The following is an 18,305-nucleotide window of genomic DNA, read 5'->3' on the forward strand; positions in this document are numbered from 1 at the left end:
GGCGGGTGAGGCATCGAAGGATCCCGACCGCCCCGTACTCGCGTATCGATTTGTTCCGGGATACCGGACCATCAAAGCCATCAGCGGCATCGTCGCCGTGATCGTTGTAGCCGCAGTGGCCGTCAGCGACGTCGTGCCCGAGATCTGGGACGTCAGCGGTCCTGCGCGCTCACAGCCAAGCCGGTCAGCCGACCTGTCTCCGTCCACCGCGCCCTCCCGTTCCGCTATTGGAGCACCGTCGGGCGGTGCAACTCCGGCTCCGTCCCCGGCGCGGCCGTCCCCATACCCACCGGTGAGGCCGCTCAGATAGTCCATGCGGCCACCGGGCTGTGCCTGGATGTGGAGAATCAAGTGGTGGAGAAGCGCGTCAACGCCATTGCTGCGCCGTGCAGTTCGGGAGCGACCCAGCGATGGACCTTTGACGCCGACGGACACCTGCACAACATGGCCGATCCCGCTTTCTGCCTCAAAGTCGACGATGAGGCTGCCGGCGTCGGCATCCGCCCCTGCACCTCCGACGACCCGGAGAAGCGCGCACGGATGACCTTCACTATCGGCGCGAGCGGGGCAATCCGGTCCCAGCCGAGACCCGACCAGGTCGTCGTCCCTGTCGGCTCTTCCGCCAGCAAGGAGCTGCTAATGGTGCTCAAGGAAAGCTCCACAGAGGACTCCGAACGCTGGGCCGCGTCGCCGGTTGCACCCACATCGGAACCGCGCTGACCCGCACGTTCAGGTCGTCTTCTCGTAGGGCAGTACGTGGAATGGTTGCTCTGTCAGAAGCGGTACGCCAGGGTCTTGTCGGTGTGCCATCCTGATGGTCCACTGTCAACGGCCATTTCGTTCTCCCCGTAGGCGGCCAGTAGTTCGCCCCGCTGGCGGCCATCGAGATGTCCCCGGTGGCGGCCAGAAAATTCCCCGCCCTCGGGTCGGTCCGGTCAGCTGAAGGGCTTCACTCCCTGTCCGCTGGTGGCCTGGGTGAGCCGATAGCTGTCACCCTGGGTGACAACGATATGAGCGTGGTGCATGAGCCGGTCGACCGTCGCGGTGGCCAGGGTCTTGGGCATGATCTCGTCGAAGCCCGTCGTTCGGCGAGACCGGCAGCAGGCCGATGTCATCGACGATGATCAGGTCCGAGCGGATGATCTTCGCGAGAGCCCGTGCGATGGAGTCGTCCGCGCGGTGCCGTCGGACCAGGGCTCCGAGGTCCTCGATCAGGGCGAAGTTCCCGACGCCCAGGAGCCGATCGCCCGGCAGCTGCCCGTCCGTGGTGATGAGCGTGTGAATGTGCCCGTCCTCCGAGTCGAACTCGATGTCCTGAAGCGTTCCCTGACTCTCGCCGGTCTCGGTGATGACGGGCTTGCCCACGGGGTCGTGGTTCTTGTGCGCCTCCTGGTCGGAATCGACCTCCTTCTCAGGTTCCAGGCGGCCTGCCGAGCGAACCGTGACGGCGTTCTTGCCGAAGGACTGGACGTCGCGCCAGGCCACGACGTGGCCGCTGTGGCCGCGGGTCTTCAGGCGAAGGGTCGAGACGCGCGGCGGCGAGGGTGCGACCGTGCACGCGGCGATGGTTCCGACGGTCTCAGCGGTCGAGACGGCGACGACGCTGCGCCCTCGGGCGCTGCTGAACCTCATCGTTCCTCCTCTCGGGAACGGCGGCGCAGACCCTCTGCGGCGGCCGCCAGTCCGGCGATGTCGCCGGCCGTGAAGTCGGCACAGTCGTCCGGTACGACGATCTTTTCCCCCCGAAACGGAGCCGACGACCTTGGGAGTCCTGCCGGTCTCGATGATGACGTCGGCGACCGTGCCGAGACTGGTCCCTGCCTCGGTCAGCATGCGCGCGCCGAGGACGTTCGCCCCGCCTGGGGCGTCCCAGTGCTGCCGCACGGCTCCTTCGTCGTCCTTGAGCACCGTCTCGTCCTGGATCATCACCGCGTCCGGGCCGAGTGCATGGGCCTTCTTCCACAGGAGCGCACGCTTCAGCGGGCCGGCGAACAGTCCCCGGCCATTGAGAGTGAAGCAGCTGATGCCGCCGTTACCGGGTCGAAGACGATGTCCTTGACGTCGGCGACGTCCTCGCCCCGAGAGTGATCACGGGCTTCTTGCTGATCTCTCGTGCGCGCAGGTACATGCTCATGTCGTCCCGCCCCTCTTTCCGGTCTGCGGCTTCCCGCCGGCGATGACGCCGCCACTGCGCCGCCAGGCCTGCAGCGCCACCGCTGACGAGGCGGCCACCGCCAGCACAGTGACGGCGATGATCAGCCAGATCCACCACTCCATCAGAATCCACCTCCACGTTCGTGATCACGGAGCCTGTGATCGTGATGTCCGCGAGAACCCGCATCAAGGATGCGGACCCGCACCGGGCCGTGTGCTCGCCCACGGCCACCTCACCGGGAGCACGTTCCCGACCCCGGCTCTGCCTGACCGTCAGTGCCAGTGACAGCGTGGCAAGGAGCACCAGCACGCTCCCCACCGTGAGGTCATTGACCCGGGCTGCGTCTGCCGCCTCCGTGTCGCCGTAGCCGAACAGGACGGGGCCGCGATCAGCCACGCTCCGCCGATGAGCACGAGGATGTCCGACACTCTTCCCCTCGGCTGGACCAAGCGGGCCACAGCCACGAGCAGCACCACGACGCCGACGAGAATCTCCGTGAGATGGGCGTCTCCAGAGGCCTCGGTGAACGGGTGGCCGATGACCCGGCGCCGACGAACAGCCAAAGGGACCCGAGAAGCATGATGACGCTGATCAGACTGTTCCGCACTCCCCTGGCATCCGGAGCGGGATGGACCTTGTACGGGGGCGAAGGCGACACGGTACCGCCGTTCCTGGGCATGGCGATCCTCCCTTCCGAAGACGCCTCGGCTTCAGGCGAGTGGTTCGCGTGTGCCGGACCGTGCCGTCCGCCCGAACGAGCACCGTCCGCAAGCGGAGACGTAGACCTGGGCTGCGTCGGGCCAGGTGGCTTGTGCCACAACCGGCGAGTGCCTGACCCGCCTCCGGCTTCTTCTTCGCGGCTACCCCGCTACACCCACGCAACGCACCGGCGCTCATCGCCGCGCGAGACCCGCCAGTGCGGTCAGGGCCTGCGGGCTTGTGCCCATCGCCCGGTCAGGGCCTCGTCGACGTGTTCGGCCAGTTCGGTGAGCCGGAGACGCTCGGAGGTGTGGAGGTCCTGAGCCTCGATGGTGGAACGCAACCTGGCGAGTGCGGCGGCGATGGGCGGGTGGCGGGTGGGTTCGGTGCACCAGGTGAGTTCGCGCAGGAGCATCGCGATTCGTGCCAGGACGGCGGGCTCGGCGGCACCGTACCGGAGAGGTTGGTCCACGGCCAGGTCCAGCAGGTCCTCCAGGTCCGGGCGTCGCAACACGACCCTGATCTGCTCGTGCTCGTCGCGCAGTAGCCGAGGTCCGAGTTCACGGCGCGCCAGCCCGCACAGCAGGGCGGAGGAGTGGGACAGGGCATGTACGGCGGTGGTCGGATCGTTGATCCCCGGGGAGAGCGCTTTGGCTGCGATGTCGGTGAGCTGGCGAAGTCCGAAGGCGACGTCCTGCAGGTCAGTGCGCTCGGCACCGGTCCGCACCGCTTGCGAGACTTCTTCGGCCAGACGCGCCCGGGTGCCGGGGGTGAACGGTTTCCCGGCGCGAGGCCACGCGGCGCCGACGGGTGTGTCGGCGATCAGCGAGCTTCCGGGGTGGCGGTCGATGTGCACCAGGGCGTCGGCTTCGACAGCTGCTTTCAGCAGAGCCACCTCGTCCACGGACAGGAGAAAGCCGGACACTGCGACGGTCAGGGTGAGCGCGTTCGCGGGCGGTACCGGTGGAGCGACAGCAGACGTCCCTTTCGTCGACTCCTCACCGGTGAGGTCCGGCGTCTCCGCGAGGAGCCGGTGAATGGTGCGGTCGGCGGCGGAATGGACGCTGCTCATCATCGCCTCGATCCGGATCTCGCGTGCCAGGTGCGACAAGAACAGCACCAGAGCGAGCACGCTCGCCAGGGTGAGAACGAAGGCCACGGTGACCGACGTCTGCGGGACGAAGCCAGCCTGCCCGTCATCGCCGGTGCGGACAGTACGCAGCACGGTCAAGGCGAAGGTGAATGTCGCCAGGAAGAGCGCCAAGGTCGCCTGGACGTACCGGTCGGCGGTGAAGGTGCGCAGCAGCCGCGGGGAGAACTGGCTGCTGGCCAGTTGGAGTGTCACCACGGTGAGTGAGAAGGTCAGCGCCGTCACCGTGACCATCGAGCTGGCGATCGCCCCCAGCACCGAGCGAGCGGCATCCGGGCTGCCGCCGAACAGGTAGGCCCGCAGCCAGGATGGCATGTCGTGCTGCGTCCGTCCGTCCAGCACGGGAAGTCCCACACCGGCGACGATGGCGAGAGCGACCCCCAGCGTCGGCAGAGGCCACAGCTGGGTCCGGAGTCCCTCACGCATGAGCGCGAGGAATGCGGGCGGGCACGCCGGCCGCTGCCACGGAGGTTCCCGTTGTTGGAAGCCAGAGGGAGCGCTTCGGCATCAGCACAGGATCAGGTTACAGACCACGACACGTGACACAACTCGTACAGCGCTGACTCAAAGACTCCCCCATGCCTGCTGCGTGTGCCCGGACCCCATGGGCTCGGTAGTCCCCACCGCGGACCGTGCGACCGGATGCGACTGTCCCTGGCCCGAGAATGGGCTGACCGCGTTGACTGCGGTGACACAGCGAGGTCGCTGCCCTGGACGAGGACGGCACGGCACGGCACGGCGACATGCGTCCCACACCCGCACAGGCGGCCAAGGGGAGAGGACGAACCCGACGGACCCGCGTCCCTTCCCCTCCCGCATGGCGACGTCGTCCCGGCGCGGGAGCCGGAACGCCCCGGTCCCTCTCGTGGTTGACCGTTTGCAAGTGTCATTCAGGCGACGGTGAGGTCAACCCCGGTACGCCGGTGACGTTGTCGTGCACGTAGGTGGGGATCTGGGAGTGCACCTGCAAGGCAATCTCGCCGGCGCGTTCGAAGCGCTGGGTGATCCACACGAAGTCACCACCGCGGATCTGCCGGCGCAGGCCTCGGAGCATCAGGTGGACGCGCCCCTCCTCCAACTCGACGAGCTTGCCGGGGGCAGGGTGACCGGTCCTCGGGCTGCACCGTCGCCGTTCACGATATCCACGGAGTCGGCGGCCGTGGTCTCGGCGCCGAGCAGTGCCAGCGAGATGACCATCTCGTCGACGCCGGTCAGGCATTTCTGCCGCCTTGACGATCCTCGGCTCGAAGCCGCCTTCCCGGTCGCGGGGAAGGGCTATCTCGACCGGGCCGACGTCGGTGAGCTCGCCCTCGAGAGCGGACTCCAGAAGCCGCTTGGAAGCTCCTATAGATCGTCAAGCTGGTCTGGTGAGTCCATAGGATGCGTTTGTGGCTCGGTTTGATGAGGTGAAGGCGACGTTCTGGGGCGAGGGGCTGTATGGGGTTCAGCCCCCGCTGAACGACGCGGTCGTTCAGGATGCCGAGCGCCAGCTTGGTGTCCGCCTGCCGGCTTCGTTGCTGGAGATCCTGCGGGTTCAGAACGGCGGACTGGTGGCGGAGTCGTGGAACGCGTTCCCGACGGATGGGCCGACTTCGTGGAGCGAGAATCATGTTCCGCTCGACGACATGATGGGCATCGGCCGTCACGACGGCCGGCTGTCATTGCTGGACACGGCCTACTTGGTTGAGGAGTGGGGTCTGCCGTCGCCTCTGGTTCTGCTCTCCGGTGATGGTCACTGCTGGATCGCTCTCGACTACCGGTCATGCGGCCAGCTCGGGGAGCCATCCGTGACGTGGTTCGACGTGGAAGGTGACACCGAGCTCCCGCTGGCGACGGACTTCACGGCGCTTGTCGAGCGGCTGACTGCGGCCGCGTCGTTCGACCTCGATGACGCGGGCGGGAGTCGGTCAGCGTCGTGATTGGGCTCGGCCCGCGCCTGCGTGTCCAGGCTGTGTGTGGTCCTGAGGTGCCTGTAGACCTCGCGGGCGACGAACCTCTTGAGGCACCGCATGATGTCCTTGGTGGACATGCCCTCGGCAGTGCGTCTGGCAACGTAGTCACGGGTTCGATGGTCGTACCGCATGCGGACCAGGACGATGGTGTAGAGGGCACTGTTGGCGTTGCGGTCGCCGCCGCGGTTAACGCCGTGACGGTTGGTCCGGCCAGATGAGGCGGGGACCGGGGCAGCCCCACACAGGTGCGCGAAAGACGCTTCGGACCGGAGCCGGCCGGGGTTGTCTCATGCGGTGATCAGCAGCTGGCCGGCCGTCTCCGTGCCCACCCCGGGCAGTGCGACGAGGCTGGGTGCCGCCCGGGTCACGAGGGGAGCCAGGTCCGCGTCCGCCTCTTTGATCTCCTGCTGAAGAGCCTGGTAGCGCCGGGCCAGGCGGCGAAGTGCGGTCTTGGCCGCGCAGGCCGGGTCCGTGAGATCAGCGGCGGGCCGGGTCCGGGCGAGGGTGTCGATCAGCAGGCCGGTGGGCAACCCACGCAGCTTGTCCCGCAGGGCGGAGGGAGCGGTGACCATCAGAGCGCGGATCTGGTTGAGGTCTGCGTTCGGGCCTTGACCGCGCTCTTGCGGACCACACGCAGCGCGCGGATCGCTTCCACGATCCCGTCCCGGCTCTTCGGCGTTCCGCTCGCGCGACCGGACAGGACGGCGGTGGCCGCCGCATAGGCGTCGATCAGATCGGACTTGCCGTGGGCCCGCCGGGCCTTTCGGTCCGGCCGGTCGACCTCGACGACCGTGATGCCGCTGGCGGTGAGGAACCGGGCGAGTTCGGCGCCGTAGGCGCCGGTGCCCTCCATCCCGACCGCGATGACCTCGCCCTGGGCACGCAACCAGGCCAGCAGCTGTTCGTAGCCGGCCGAGTTCGTTTCGAACGGCTGCGTGTCCAGGTGGCGGCCGACCGAGTCGATCACTGCGGCCTGGTGGACGTCGGTGTGGGTGTCGATTCCGCCGCCGATCACCGCTATCTCGGGCGCTGTCATGCTTGGCTCTGCCGTCCTTCCGTATGGGTACCGGGTCAGCGTGTGCTGTCCGGGCGGACGGACAAGACAGTGAAGAGGCTGGTGGCCAAGCTCCTATGAGGTCACAGACGCCCACGCGCACACGCGGTGGCATCCCACGAGGGCCGACGATTCAACGCACAGGCAGCCGAAGCGCCAGTCAGACCCAGAGTCAGACCCCCGAGCGATGCCGCCTACATCCTCACTGTCAGCTGCTGGAGCAGCCCGCCCTCGCCGGTCAGCTGAAGGCCCTCGGCCTGAGCGCGGCCCACCAGCTCGTCGAGCAGCTGGTCGTCCACTGACTTCGCCGGCGCCGCTTCAGATGGCTCGACGGACTCGGCCTCGGGCATGTTGCTGCTGGTCATCGATGCATCTTCCGTGATCGGGAGTTACACCGAACAGTCCCTCTGCCGGCGAGCCCGCTGCTGGACACGGGGCTGCCAGTCGAGGCGTACCTCGGTCCGCCCGAGCGGGCCGGCGGATCTGGCTCTTCACATATCGCCCCACGGTCCGCCGGGAGGTGCCGAGCCGGGCGGCCACGGCGCGGGTGGAGCCCTTCTCGGCCTTCCCGGGTGAACACCCACGCGGTCCGGGCTGTCCCCTACGAGCCCCATCAGGGCCTCCGGTCCGAACGTTGATCGATTGCGGCCGGTCACCGCTCCCGGCGGTAGCCGGGATCGCTACAGCACCCCGACTCCGGCCAGAGCGGCCACCGGCAGCAGCAGCATCCACTGCGGCAATCGCAGCAGGGGCCGCGACCAGTCCGCACGGAGCGCGATCACCACGAACACCGCCGCATAGGCCAGGAAGTGGGCCGCGATGAACAGGACGAGCGGGGCATACGGTGCGGGGCGTGTCGCGAGGGTGGCCAAGGCGACGCCGCTGAACAAGAGGTCGGCCGTGGCGAAGTGCCACACGGCGTGCAGGGTACGCCGCGCCTCGGCCTCCAGGGAGCAGCCCAGCAGCGGGCGGACCACGTCTCGCCCGCCGGCGACGAGGTGGATCAGAGCCGTCACGGTTGCCAGGGCGCCCGCAGCCAGCAGCCATCCATTCATCGGGGCTCGATTCCCTTGGCAGCGATCCTGGCAACACTCCGAGCCAGTTGGAGACTGGCAGGCTCACCCAGGATGCCCATCCGGAAGAAGACAGTGCCGACGAGGGCGTCGAGCACCAGATCGGTCTCGACGCTCAAGCCCATCTCCCCGCGCGCCTGGGCCCGCTCGAAGACACTGGCCAGGCGCTGCTTGGCGGGTGCGAGGAAAGCGGAGCGGATTCTGGCACGTAGTTGGGGGGCGGCAGCGAAGTCCGCCAGCAGGCCGGGAAGCGCCGCGGCGGCCGGCGGTGCGCTGAACTCGTCGATCAGCTGCTGGACGAGGACGGTGAGGTCGCTTTCGAGGGTGCCGGTGTCGGGAACCGGGGCGGTGTCGGTCGTGGTGAACACCGCCTCGTAGACCAGCTCGGCCTTGCCCGACCACCGGCGATAGATGGTGTCCTTCCCCACCCTGGCCCGGGTCGCCACGGCCCCGAGGGACATGGCGGCATAGCCCGTCTCCGTCACGAGGTCGGCGGCGGCGGCGAGGATCGCCGCATGCGAACGCGCATCTCGAGGGCGCCCACGCGAAGTTGTCTCAGCAGGCATACCACCCTTTTTACCATACGAGTCGACCCGTATGATAAAAGCTCGACCCTCGGCCACCCACCCGGCGCCCCCATTAGCGAGCGGCAAGCAGCCTCACAAGCTGCATCCCGCAGGCGATCAGGCAGGCGTTTTCTCAACTTTGATCCCCAATCAGCCCTCTGGCCGCTACCGTGCTTGTCGGCTTGCGAGGAACGATCCGGAGCCGAAGTGATGGTCCGGACTATCCCCGCGGGCGCAGGGGCGACACCCGCACCGCCTGCGCGATCAGCTCCGCTGCGGACAATCCCTGCGGGTGCGAGGGCGACACACTGAACGCCCGGACGGCAACACCCAATCCGAAGCACCACTGCGGACGCGGGGGCAACAGGCGTACGAGAGAGTGCCCCGCGGCTGTACGTCGAACGATCCCCGCGGACGCGGGGCGACGGCGCGGACGGCGAGTCGCGGACGCCGGGCGACGAACGATCCCCGCAGGCGCACGGGGCAACTCATGGTTCTAGTCCTTGCCGGCGAACGGTCGGGACGATCCCCGGGCCAACATGACGGAGGTGTGCGGGGTCAGCCCGTTCAGGGGACCTACCCCGCCGACGCGGGGGCAACCGCAGCCAGGACTGGCCGGCCCGGGAGGGCAACGGACCAACCCCGCGGGTGCCAGGGCTACTCATCGAGCTTCTTCGCCGCAGTGTCGAGGTGCGGACGATGCCTGCGGGCGCAGGGGCGACGCGCTGGAGCGGCAGTCCGCCAAGCTCGGCCTGCCCCACCTGGCCGAGAGCCTGAATCAGTAGGCCAGCCGGGCAGACGAGGCCAAGATGGGCTACCTCGACTTCCTCGACCTGGTCCTGGCCGAGGAACTCGCCGGTCGTGACGACCGGCGCTTCCGCCCGGGCCTGCGGCTGCCCAAGCTGCCCCACCACAAGACGCTAGACAAGTACGACCTCTCCGTGGCTTCCCGAAATCCTCCAAGCCCCCGCGCTACCGAACGTCGAGCTGAGCACGATCATCCGTACCTGCCTGAGCACTCCGACGAGTACGCGGACACCACATGCCCACGGAGTGGTGTTCGTCGCTACCAGGCAACCGGAGAGCCTCGGGCCGCGGGGCCACCGCGGTCGAGGGGCCGGTGCCGTAGGAGTTGGTGTGGTTCGCGCTGAACACCAGGCGTCCTCCGGGTGCCAAGCCGTGCGCCACGGCCGGCAGAAGCCGGTGCGGGTCCACGTACGGCACCCCGTCGACTGAGTAGATCAGGTCGTAGGGAGCCGCTTCCTGCAGATGGGCGACGGCATCGGCGCACACCAGGCAGAGCCGGGCGTGCCCGGGTAGCGGGCGAGGGCACGCTGGTGCTGGGCTTGGGAGGCGTCGACGGCGGTGACCTCGGCACCCAGGGCGACCGGCCGGGCGGCGTGCCGGCCGAGCCCGCTGCCGAGGTCGAGCACGCGCAGCCCTGCCACCTCGCCGATGGCCTCGACGCCGGGCCCCGTGTCGACCCCTACGACGCCGGACCCTGGCTCGCCGAGACCCAATCGCCCTGCGTGCGGTCTGCTCCGACATGCCCTCCCCCGGTCCGCTGCGGCGGCGCACCGACGAACTGGAACCATGCAACAACGACATGGGGCACCGATCTGCCGAACTGGGCCCGAGACCCCGCCCAGTGGTGAGGCGCGTCGTATGCAGCAGCGGGCGGCGGGGCGCGGCCCCGCCCGGGGCGCTCACGGCCACGGCATCGCCGATCCACGGCGCGATGTGCGGGGTGGGACGGAGCGGTATCCCGGGGGGGCGGGCTGGGGCGTGACGGCGAACAGACGACGAGCAGCGTGCACGCATCGTGGACCGCCCGCGTCAAGAGTCGGTAACAGCTGTTACCATGTCCGGATGGCGAAGACACAACTCGGTGCACGGGTGGACGAAGACGTCGCGGAACTTGCAAGGAAGCGGGCCGCCGACCTGGGCCTGAGCGTGGGGGACTACCTCGCCCGCCTCGTGCAGGACGACGCCAGCGGACTGCGCGCCCGCGCCGTCGACGCGGCAGCACGGTTCCTGGCCGAGCACCAGGACGTCTTCGACGAAGCCGAGGACGCCCAGCAGACCTCGCCCGGAGCGCGCGCCGCGTGATGGAACTGCGCATCGACGTGCCCTGGATCCTGCAGGTCACCGAAGCAGCCGGAGCCGGCGACCCCGCACCCGAGGACTACGGCGTGCCGGTCGCCGCCGTCGCCCGCCACCGGGCCGAGCTGTTCGAGCACCCCGTCTACGGCGGCCCCTACGCCCGGGCAGCCGCACTCGTCCACACCCTGGGCCGCTGCCGATGGCTGGAACGCTCCAACCTCGCCGTCGCGGCCGCCACCGGCGTCATGTACCTGGAAGCCTCCGGCATCACCGTCAAACCCACCCGCCACGACGCCACCGCACTCAAGGACCTGCTCCTGGACCCCGCCTGCACTGCAAAGAAGATCGCCGCACTCCTGCAGACCTGGCCCACCACCAGCTGAACCACGCAGTGCGAGACCACGGGCCCGCCGTACCCAGGTCCAGCACCGAGGCGAAGTGGGAGCGCAGCGATCCGGCGGGGTCCGGCGGATCGCCGCTTCACCGGCATTGCGGGGATGAGAGAGGCAGCAGGACAGGCACGGGCGACCTCATGATCATCGGTCGGAGCCACCTCAACGATCACGAACGTCCGTGCCTGCCCTGGCAATACGCCCCGACCGATGGCGACCCCGCGAACCCCGACATCGCCCGACTCCAGTCGGGCGGTCCTCGTCACGTCGCTGAGCGCCTGTCCACGGGGCGGCCGCTCGAGTCACGGACTACCGACTGCCGTCCGTCCGGATGACTCCGGGTGATGCGGCCCCGGTTGTTCACGCGGGCGCGGGCAGGGCATCGAAGAGGGATTCCACTCGACGCGCCAGGTCGAGGAGCTTCCTGTCATGACCGTGCGCGCCATCGATCTCGAGCCCGATGGGCAGGCCGTGCCCGGTCAGACCAATGGGGATGCTGATGCCCGGCAGGCCGGCTCCGCTGGCCGGAACGGTATTCTTCGCGAGGAACAGGTCACGGACCTCTTCCCCCGCGACCGTGAACATCGACCGCTGCTCGATCAGCGGCGCGGGGCTGGGCGTCGTCGGAAAGAGCAGCGCATCGAAGCCGCTGTGCGTGAATATCTTGCCGAGTCGGCGCTGAAGTTCCGGTCGATCGACGGACAGGGCTGCCTCGTAGGTCTCCTCCGAAATATAGCCCTGTCCACTCGGCAGAACGAGATGACCCCACGCTCCCTTGAGTTCCGGCTTGAGATCGTGGTAAATACCGTAGAACGAAACGGGGAAGTCGTTCTGCCGAAGGAACTCGGTCACCGCTTCCATCGTCTCCCGGAAGAAAAGACTCCATGCTATCCGTTCCGTCAGCGCGGAGAAATCCTCGCCGAGATCGATCTCGACGACTTCGGCCCCGGCGTCCTGCAGCCGCAGCAGCGCACTCTTGAAATGCGTTTCGATATCGGCATCGATCAGCTCCATGTGCTGCCGGGGAGCGTAAGCGAACCGCGCCCCCTGGAGATCGGAACGATCAGAAAGGGGTGCGGCCGCATTCTTCGTGACGACCTGGTCGATCAGAGCGACATCGTCGACACTGCGCGCCAGGATGCCTGCCGTGTCGAGCGTGCGCGATACCGGCGCGATGCCACGACTGGGCCACCGTCCCGTGGTCGGCTTGAAGCCCACCACGCCAGACAGCGAAGCGGGCACCCTGATGGAGCCGACCGTGTCGCCCCCGAGTGCCGCAGGCACGATGCGGGCCGCGACAGACGCTCCCGCGCCGCTCGAAGATCCTCCCGGCACGTGGGCAGCGTCGTAGGGATTCTTCACCTGTCCGTAGCGGCTGTTGTGTCCGGTCAGCCCCCAGGACATCTCCACGAGATTGTTCTTGCCGAAGACAATACCGCCGGCGTTTTTGATGGAGCCGACAACGTCGGCGTCTTCTGCCGGTGTGAAACCGTCCAGGGTTCTCACACCGAGCGTTGTAGGAAGATCGCGCGTTGAGTAGCTGTCCTTCACGCCGATGGGGACGCCGAGGAAAGGCGCTCTGGAACCCGCCGCGCGCGACTTGTCCGCTTGTTCGGCCGCGGACAGCACTGCGGATTCATCGATCGTGATGAAAGAATTCAGTTCGGAATATCGCCATGCGCGCCGCAGAAGCGCGGCCGAGTAGGCCTCGGATGTGATGTCGCCGTCACGGATTGCGGCGGCCGCGGCCGCTAGGCCGAGTTCGGCCAGTTCGTTGTCTCCCGATGCCGGCACCGCGCCGACGGGGGCTTCCTTGTTTTGCATGATTACCTCTCTTCAGGGGCGGCCTCTTCCCGCACCGCGGCAAATGAGGCCTGCCGATCACCCTGACCGGCCCGATCGGCAGCCGTGCCGCCGGACGCGATTCCGATCGCGAGGGTCGTCGCCGACACGATCACCGGACGGGTGGTGTCCGGGTGGCGCGCAGACCCTCACGAAGTAAAGTGATCGCTGTACTTTGCTGAAGGTAACACGACACCGAGGGAAGGTAAAGCGATCGATATACTTGGGGGCATGGCAACGAGTGAAACGACGGCCGCTGCACCCCGAGGCGGGCGCGGAGCGCGGGAGCGCATCCTGCGCGCCGCGGTCGAGCTGTTCGCGCGCGACGGCATACACGTCACCGGCATCGCGAAGCTGACAGACGTGGCGCACGTGTCGACTCGCACGTTCTACCAGCACTTTCCGAGCAAGGAGGCACTGGTCAGCGCCTACTTGCAACGTGTCGCGTCAGACTCGGAAGGGCCCGTACACATCGAGACCGTTCTGGAGCGCCACGACCTCACCGCGCGCGAGCGTCTCCTGGCGCTGTTCGCCGACTCGCCACCGGCAAAGGTCGTGCGCGGCTGTCCCCTGCACAACGCCACCGTCGAAGCGGCCGGGACGATGCCCGAGGCCGCAGCACTGGTCGAACGTCACAAGCGAGAGTTCACCGAGCGTCTGATCAAGACCGCCACCGAGGCAGGCGCGCGCGAGCCCGAATCCCTCGGACGGCAGCTCGCCTTGCTCTTCGAGGGCGCCCGCGCCCTGTCCACCTCGCTCAACGACACGCTCCCGTACCGGGACGCCCGAGAACTTGCCGAAATGTTGATCGACCAGTCGACCAGGGCGGTTTCCCAGCTCCCGCCGGGCCTGTCTGGCAAATGATCATCCGGCGGGTTCACGGAGCCACAGCAGTGGACCGACGAGGACCATCGCCGTCTGGAGGGCCACAGCAGGCGACGAGCAGCAGGTCGTGATGACGGTCGCGCCCCGGGGCTGCACATCGCAAACCACGGCCCGAGGCTCTCGGTGAGGAGCCCGTGCCCGCCGGTCCCTGGCGGACCTGCTGGTGGAGCCGATACGGGACCATTGTCCAGAGGCCGCAGTTCGCAACGGTGCCACACTGATGAGGTGACAGACAGCGAACGACAGACGGTTCGGCGCCTGGAACGCGTCATCCTCGAGTTGCTGGAGCGCCGCGGCCCGGAGGCGACGATCTGCCCCTCCGAGGCCGCCCGAGCGATGCACGCGCAGGGCAACGACGGCTGGCGATCACTCATGGAACCGGCCCGCCATGCGGCCCGGCGGCTGGCCACGGCCGGCATTGTGGAGATCACCCAGGGGGGACTTCCCGTCGAACCGAGCAAGGCCCGAGGGCCCATTCGTATCCGCCGCGCCTGCTGACGCACCCAGAGGGAGATCGCGCAGACGGTCCGCGGAGATCACATGGGACACGTCCTGCGGGCTACCAAGCTCAGGCATCCTCGGGGTCGGCCGAGGTGATCTTCCGGGTCCTCAACCCAGCACTCCTCCCCTCCTCGGACGATGGCGGCGTCTGGTGGTGGCACGGGCGATGGTGGAATCGATCCGAACCAGCCAGTCCATGTCACGGGCGGCACCGGCCCCGGCGCCTGGATCCGTTGCAAGGCCCAGGTGAACACACCGGCGGCGGCGCAGCTGCGGAAGGGGTGCGGTCCGTCTTCCAAGGGCCGTAGCGTTCCGGCAGTCACGCCGGGAAGCTCCGTTCCGGCTCTTGTAGACCACCCCTGGATGCCCCCGGTAGTCCTTCTTGAGTCCGCCCTCTGCCCGCACTCGCGTCAGCGGAGCCGGTGACGCTCATCCGGTTCATGGCCACGAACGAACCGCCCGACCTTGATCCACTACGCAAACGGTCTTTCAAGTCGGACCCTGGTATGAGGACAACCGCACCGCGTGATGTCGAGTGTCACCCGCGATGGCCCCTTGCTCCAAGGCTTCCCGCCGCGACGTCCCCGTGATCAACAACGCCACCGACCACTGAAACGGAGCAGTCAGGTGCTGAACCTCATCAAAGCAAGCAGGACGCGATACCTGGGCGCAGCTGTGACAGCAGCCGTGGCTCTCGCAGGCGGGGCATCGCTCACACCGTCTGCGTCGGCCGGTGTGCCCGCCGCGAAGCAGCAGGTGGAGACTTTCGAACTGGTCGGCAAGCAGACCTCGGCCGGCGAGGTAGATCTGGGCAAGCCGGGAATCAGTGTGGGTGACGAACGCATCGTACACGAGGACCTCTACCGTGACGGCAAGAAGGTCGGCGATCACAGCGCGGTCTGTACCTTCACCCAGGTCAGTCCGGCCGCCCTCCAGTGCCTGGGAACCTTCGCGCTCCCCGAGGGGCAGTTCGCCGCGCAGTCGTTGCTGCACCTGCCTGCTCCGTCCTCCGTGGACGTAGCCATCACAGGCGGATCGGGCGACTTCCGCACCGCTCAGGGTTTCATCCGCACCGTCCCCGCAGGTGAGACCGAGCGGCACTTCACCGTTCACCTGCAGCGCTGATGGGTCTGTCGGTGGCCCATGCCGACGGGCGTGCCGTTGCCGCGGCACAGACCGAAGCCCCGGCTGCATCGCTTCCTCGCCCGCAATCTGCCGGTGGTTTCCGTACGCGGACAAGCCGACCCACGAACTCCGCGCGCGGACCGGGATTCAGACCGGACGGCGGTGCTCCCGTCGGGGGCTGCCTCGTCCGGGCCGACAGTTCGGCGGCCGGTCCGGGGACGGTTGGGCGGGTGCGTCGGGGATGGGGCACCTCGTGGGGGAGCCGACTGCGAGCGTAACGACTTCGCCGTGGTGACACATCGACATCGGCTCCCCTGTGAGCAGGAGGTACGTCGCGTATCCGGCCGTGATCTCCACCCTCAGGCTTCGGCCCCAGATGTTCATGTGGAATGCCAGACGGCTGAGTTCTTGGGGCAGCCTCGGTGCGAACACCAGGGTGTCCTCGTAGTGGCGCATGCCTCCGAAACCGCCGACCAGGGCCATCCAGGTGCCCGCCAGCGAGGCGATGTGCAGCCCGTCCCGGGTGTTCATGTGGAGGTCGTTGAGGTCGATGAGCGCCGCTTCGATCGCGTACTCGTAAGCCATGTGGCCGTGGCCTACCTCCGCTGCAAGCACCGCCTGGCAGCAGGCGGAAAGGGAGGAGTCACGCACGGTGAAGGATTCGTAGTATCCGAAGTTGCGCGCCTTGTGCTCCGCGTCGAAGCACTCGCCGCAGGTGCACATCGCCAGCACCAGGTCGGCCTGCTTCACGACCTGCTTCCGATAGATGTCGAAGTACGGAAAGTTGAACATCAAGGGGTACTGGTCAGGATGGGTTGCGGCGAAGTCCCACGGTTGGCGGTCGGTGGACCCGGCGTGCTGCTCGTGCACCCCCAGGTCCGCGTTGTAGGGGACATGCATCGACTCCGCGGCGGCACGCCAAGCTGCGGCTTCCTCGTCCTCCACGCTCAGGTCCGCCGCCTCGTCGGGGTAACGGTCGACTGCGTGCGCGGCCCCGCGAAGGTTCCTCGCCGCCATGAGGTTGGTGTAGGTGTTGTCGTTGACGATTGCGCTGTACTCGTCCGGCCCGGTGACGCCGTCGATGTGGAATGCTCCTCGCTGGTCGTGATGGCCCAACGACATCCAGAGCCGGGCGGTCTCCACGAGCAGTTCCAGACCGCTGCTGCGGGCGAAATCCTCGTCGCCTGTCGCGGAGACATAGCGTATGACCGAATCGGCGATGTCAGCGTTGATGTGGAAGGCCGCGGTACCGGCCGGCCAGTAGGCGCTGCATTCCGATCCGTCAATGGTCCTCCACGGGAACGCGGCCCCGCGCAACCCGAGTTGGCGTGCGCGGTTGCGCGCTGCCGCAAGCGTGCTCTGCCGCCAGCGCAGCGCTTCGACCACGGCGCCCGGCGAGGTGTACGTGAGCAGCGGCAACACGAAGGTCTCGGTGTCCCAGAAGGTGTGCCCGTCGTACCCCGTCCCCGTGAGCCCTTTGCCGGGGATGGGACGCTGTTCGGCACGCGCACCGGCCTGCAGCACATGGAACAGGGCGAATCGGACGGCCTGCTGAAGTTCGTCGTCGCCGTCGACCTCGACATCGGACCGTGCCCAGAAGTCCTGCAGGTAGTCCCGCTGTTCCTCCACCAGGCCCTCCCAGCGTGTGCTGCTCGCCGCCGCGAGCGCCGCTTCGACCTGGTCTCGCACTGCGGGAAGCGACCGCGTGCCCGACCAGCCGTAGGCGACCAGCTTCTCGATCCGCAGTTTCTCGCCGGCTCCCAGTCGGGAGGTGACGGTCAGGCGTGCGACGTCCGCAGTGCTCTCGCTGCTGGTTCGCGTCCCGGCGGGTCCGTCGACGGTGTGGTCGGCCGCGGTCGCCATGCGGAGCTTGCTCATGCGAGTGGAGTGCACCAGCAGGAGACGGTTGCCCATCGTGCGGTTCTCCTCGGACTCGAGGGGCGACTCCAGGACTGCCGCTGTGCGGGGATCGCCCGAGACCGCCGGAAGCTGTTCGTTGGCGATGAGTTCCGACTGGACGACGACGCGCACCGGGGCGTCGACGGCCTCCACCTCGTAGGCGACGGCCGCGATCGCACGCTGGGTGAAGGAGACCAGCCGGGTGGAGTGCACACGCACGGTGGAGCCGGCGGGCGAAGTCCATTCGCAGTGGCGGAGCAGCAGGCCGGAACGCAGGTCCAGTGTGCGCTCGTGGCTGTGGAGCCTGCCGTAGCGCAGATCGAAGGGTTCATCGCCGACCAGCAGCCGGAGCACCTTGCCGTTCGTGACGTTGATCGCCGTCTGACCGGACTCCGGATAGCCGTATCCTCCTTCTGGGTACGGCAGGGGGTGCGCCTCGTAGAGCCCGTTGAGGTACGAGCCGGGTATCCCGTGCGGCTCGCCCTCGTCGAGGTTGCCCCGCCAGCCGAGGTGACCGTTGGCCAGCGCGAACACCGACTCGCTCTGCGGCAGCAGGTCCAGTTTGAGCGGTGACTCCTTCAGACTCCAGTGGTCCACGGAGAAGCAGGGCTCTGTGAACATTCCCCGGTCCCTCGGTTCTGCGATGCGCACGACGACGACGGCGCGGTGGGCGGGTATGGCGTCTCCTTGACCGGCCCGGTCGACTCCGACGATTGAGTCGAAGCGCCACGCCCCTGATGTGCAAGTCGGCCGCACCCAAGGCCGTGGAGCCAAAGTCGTGGGCAGCGTCCGCAAGCGTGTCGGGGTGCGGGACTCCCGCGCCCTTCCGCGGCGACGAGCCCATCAAGGCGTGATCGCCTCTTCGCCCGAGCGCGTATCCCACGATCCTCCCGGCTGCGATGCGCCGCA

General features: G+C 68.0%; 15 protein-coding genes and 6 pseudogenes. 8 read left to right on the forward strand and 13 right to left on the reverse strand.

What is annotated here, in order from left to right:
* The first annotated feature begins 306 nt into the window (after positions 1-306).
* On the forward strand, positions 307-720 hold the full coding sequence (locus tag BLT82_RS37345) for a ricin-type beta-trefoil lectin domain protein (protein WP_280142512.1): 414 nt from the start codon (positions 307-309) through the stop codon (positions 718-720).
* Between the two features lie 215 nt (positions 721-935).
* Here the strand turns inward: BLT82_RS37345 and BLT82_RS37635 are convergent.
* The 6 genes and pseudogenes from BLT82_RS37635 to BLT82_RS38295 form a co-directional block, all read right to left on the reverse strand.
* Positions 936-1,212: pseudogene (locus BLT82_RS37635) on the reverse strand (ATP-binding protein); the annotation flags it as partial.
* 78 nt (positions 1,213-1,290) lie between these two features.
* A pseudogene (locus tag BLT82_RS38735) lies at positions 1,291-1,926 on the reverse strand (PRC-barrel domain-containing protein); the annotation flags it as partial.
* A 204-nt stretch (positions 1,927-2,130) separates the two neighbouring features.
* A complete protein-coding gene (locus tag BLT82_RS37350; protein ID WP_167746132.1) occupies positions 2,131-2,277 on the reverse strand; it encodes a hypothetical protein in 147 nt (48 codons plus the stop codon).
* Positions 2,278-3,077: 800 nt separating this feature from the next.
* Positions 3,078-4,430, reverse strand: coding sequence for a DUF2254 domain-containing protein (locus BLT82_RS30350; RefSeq protein ID WP_093660628.1), 1,353 nt, complete (start codon positions 4,428-4,430; stop codon positions 3,078-3,080).
* A 460-nt stretch (positions 4,431-4,890) separates the two neighbouring features.
* A complete protein-coding gene (locus BLT82_RS37355; protein WP_167746133.1) occupies positions 4,891-5,082 on the reverse strand; it encodes a copper chaperone PCu(A)C in 192 nt (63 codons plus the stop codon).
* 92 nt (positions 5,083-5,174) lie between these two features.
* A pseudogene (locus BLT82_RS38295) lies at positions 5,175-5,343 on the reverse strand (transposase); the annotation flags it as partial.
* A gap of 49 nt (positions 5,344-5,392) precedes the next feature.
* On the opposite strand from BLT82_RS38295, the gene BLT82_RS30355 reads away from it, so the two are divergent.
* A complete protein-coding gene (locus BLT82_RS30355; protein ID WP_093660630.1) occupies positions 5,393-5,923 on the forward strand; it encodes an SMI1/KNR4 family protein in 531 nt (176 codons plus the stop codon).
* A gap of 53 nt (positions 5,924-5,976) precedes the next feature.
* Here the strand turns inward: BLT82_RS30355 and BLT82_RS30360 are convergent.
* The 4 genes and pseudogenes from BLT82_RS30360 to BLT82_RS30375 all read right to left on the reverse strand — a co-directional run.
* Positions 5,977-6,992: pseudogene (locus BLT82_RS30360) on the reverse strand (IS110 family RNA-guided transposase); the annotation flags it as partial.
* A gap of 215 nt (positions 6,993-7,207) precedes the next feature.
* Positions 7,208-7,375 (reverse strand): annotated as a pseudogene (locus BLT82_RS30365) (IS256 family transposase); the annotation flags it as partial.
* Positions 7,376-7,690: 315 nt separating this feature from the next.
* On the reverse strand, positions 7,691-8,065 hold the full coding sequence (locus BLT82_RS30370) for a hypothetical protein (protein WP_093660634.1): 375 nt from the start codon (positions 8,063-8,065) through the stop codon (positions 7,691-7,693).
* A complete protein-coding gene (locus BLT82_RS30375) occupies positions 8,062-8,649 on the reverse strand; it encodes a TetR/AcrR family transcriptional regulator (protein ID WP_093660636.1) in 588 nt (195 codons plus the stop codon). The genes BLT82_RS30370 and BLT82_RS30375 overlap by 4 nt, the downstream gene beginning before the upstream one ends.
* A gap of 725 nt (positions 8,650-9,374) precedes the next feature.
* On the opposite strand from BLT82_RS30375, the pseudogene BLT82_RS38740 reads away from it, so the two are divergent.
* A pseudogene (locus tag BLT82_RS38740) lies at positions 9,375-9,590 on the forward strand (ATP-binding protein); the annotation flags it as partial.
* Positions 9,591-9,890: 300 nt separating this feature from the next.
* Here BLT82_RS38740 and BLT82_RS36925 read toward each other — a convergent pair.
* Positions 9,891-10,169, reverse strand: coding sequence for a class I SAM-dependent methyltransferase (locus BLT82_RS36925; RefSeq protein WP_143041563.1), 279 nt, complete (start codon positions 10,167-10,169; stop codon positions 9,891-9,893).
* Between the two features lie 349 nt (positions 10,170-10,518).
* Here BLT82_RS36925 and BLT82_RS30390 point away from each other — a divergent pair, with 349 nt between their 5' ends.
* Positions 10,519-10,758 (forward strand): hypothetical protein, encoded by a 240-nt coding sequence (locus BLT82_RS30390; protein ID WP_093660638.1) that lies wholly within the window; start codon positions 10,519-10,521, stop codon positions 10,756-10,758.
* Positions 10,758-11,135 carry a fic family toxin-antitoxin system, toxin component gene (locus tag BLT82_RS30395; protein WP_093660640.1) on the forward strand — a complete coding sequence of 126 codons (378 nt, stop codon included), beginning with the start codon at positions 10,758-10,760 and terminating at the stop codon, positions 11,133-11,135. The genes BLT82_RS30390 and BLT82_RS30395 overlap by 1 nt, the downstream gene beginning before the upstream one ends.
* Positions 11,136-11,504: 369 nt before the next feature.
* On the opposite strand, the gene BLT82_RS30400 is transcribed toward BLT82_RS30395, so the two are convergent.
* The gene (locus BLT82_RS30400) at positions 11,505-12,968 is read right to left on the reverse strand and encodes an amidase family protein (protein ID WP_093660642.1); all 1,464 of its coding nucleotides are present in this window, start codon (positions 12,966-12,968) and stop codon (positions 11,505-11,507) included.
* A gap of 249 nt (positions 12,969-13,217) precedes the next feature.
* Between BLT82_RS30400 and BLT82_RS30405 the strand changes: the two genes are divergently transcribed.
* From BLT82_RS30405 to BLT82_RS30415, 3 genes are all read left to right on the forward strand, one after another.
* Positions 13,218-13,850 carry a TetR/AcrR family transcriptional regulator gene (locus tag BLT82_RS30405; RefSeq protein ID WP_093660644.1) on the forward strand — a complete coding sequence of 211 codons (633 nt, stop codon included), beginning with the start codon at positions 13,218-13,220 and terminating at the stop codon, positions 13,848-13,850.
* A 246-nt stretch (positions 13,851-14,096) separates the two neighbouring features.
* Positions 14,097-14,369 carry a DUF3253 domain-containing protein gene (locus BLT82_RS30410; protein WP_093660646.1) on the forward strand — a complete coding sequence of 91 codons (273 nt, stop codon included), beginning with the start codon at positions 14,097-14,099 and terminating at the stop codon, positions 14,367-14,369.
* Between the two features lie 630 nt (positions 14,370-14,999).
* Positions 15,000-15,497: a dirigent protein gene (locus BLT82_RS30415; protein WP_143041564.1), complete on the forward strand. Its 498-nt coding sequence runs from the start codon at positions 15,000-15,002 to the stop codon at positions 15,495-15,497.
* A 147-nt stretch (positions 15,498-15,644) separates the two neighbouring features.
* Here the strand turns inward: BLT82_RS30415 and BLT82_RS30420 are convergent, their stop codons facing one another.
* On the reverse strand, positions 15,645-18,017 hold the full coding sequence (locus BLT82_RS30420) for a glycoside hydrolase family 65 protein (RefSeq protein WP_093660650.1): 2,373 nt from the start codon (positions 18,015-18,017) through the stop codon (positions 15,645-15,647).
* Positions 18,018-18,305: the final 288 nt, after the last annotated feature.

Origin of the sequence: Streptomyces wuyuanensis (genome assembly GCF_900103455.1) — a bacterium.
GTDB lineage: Bacteria > Actinomycetota > Actinomycetes > Streptomycetales > Streptomycetaceae > Streptomyces > Streptomyces wuyuanensis.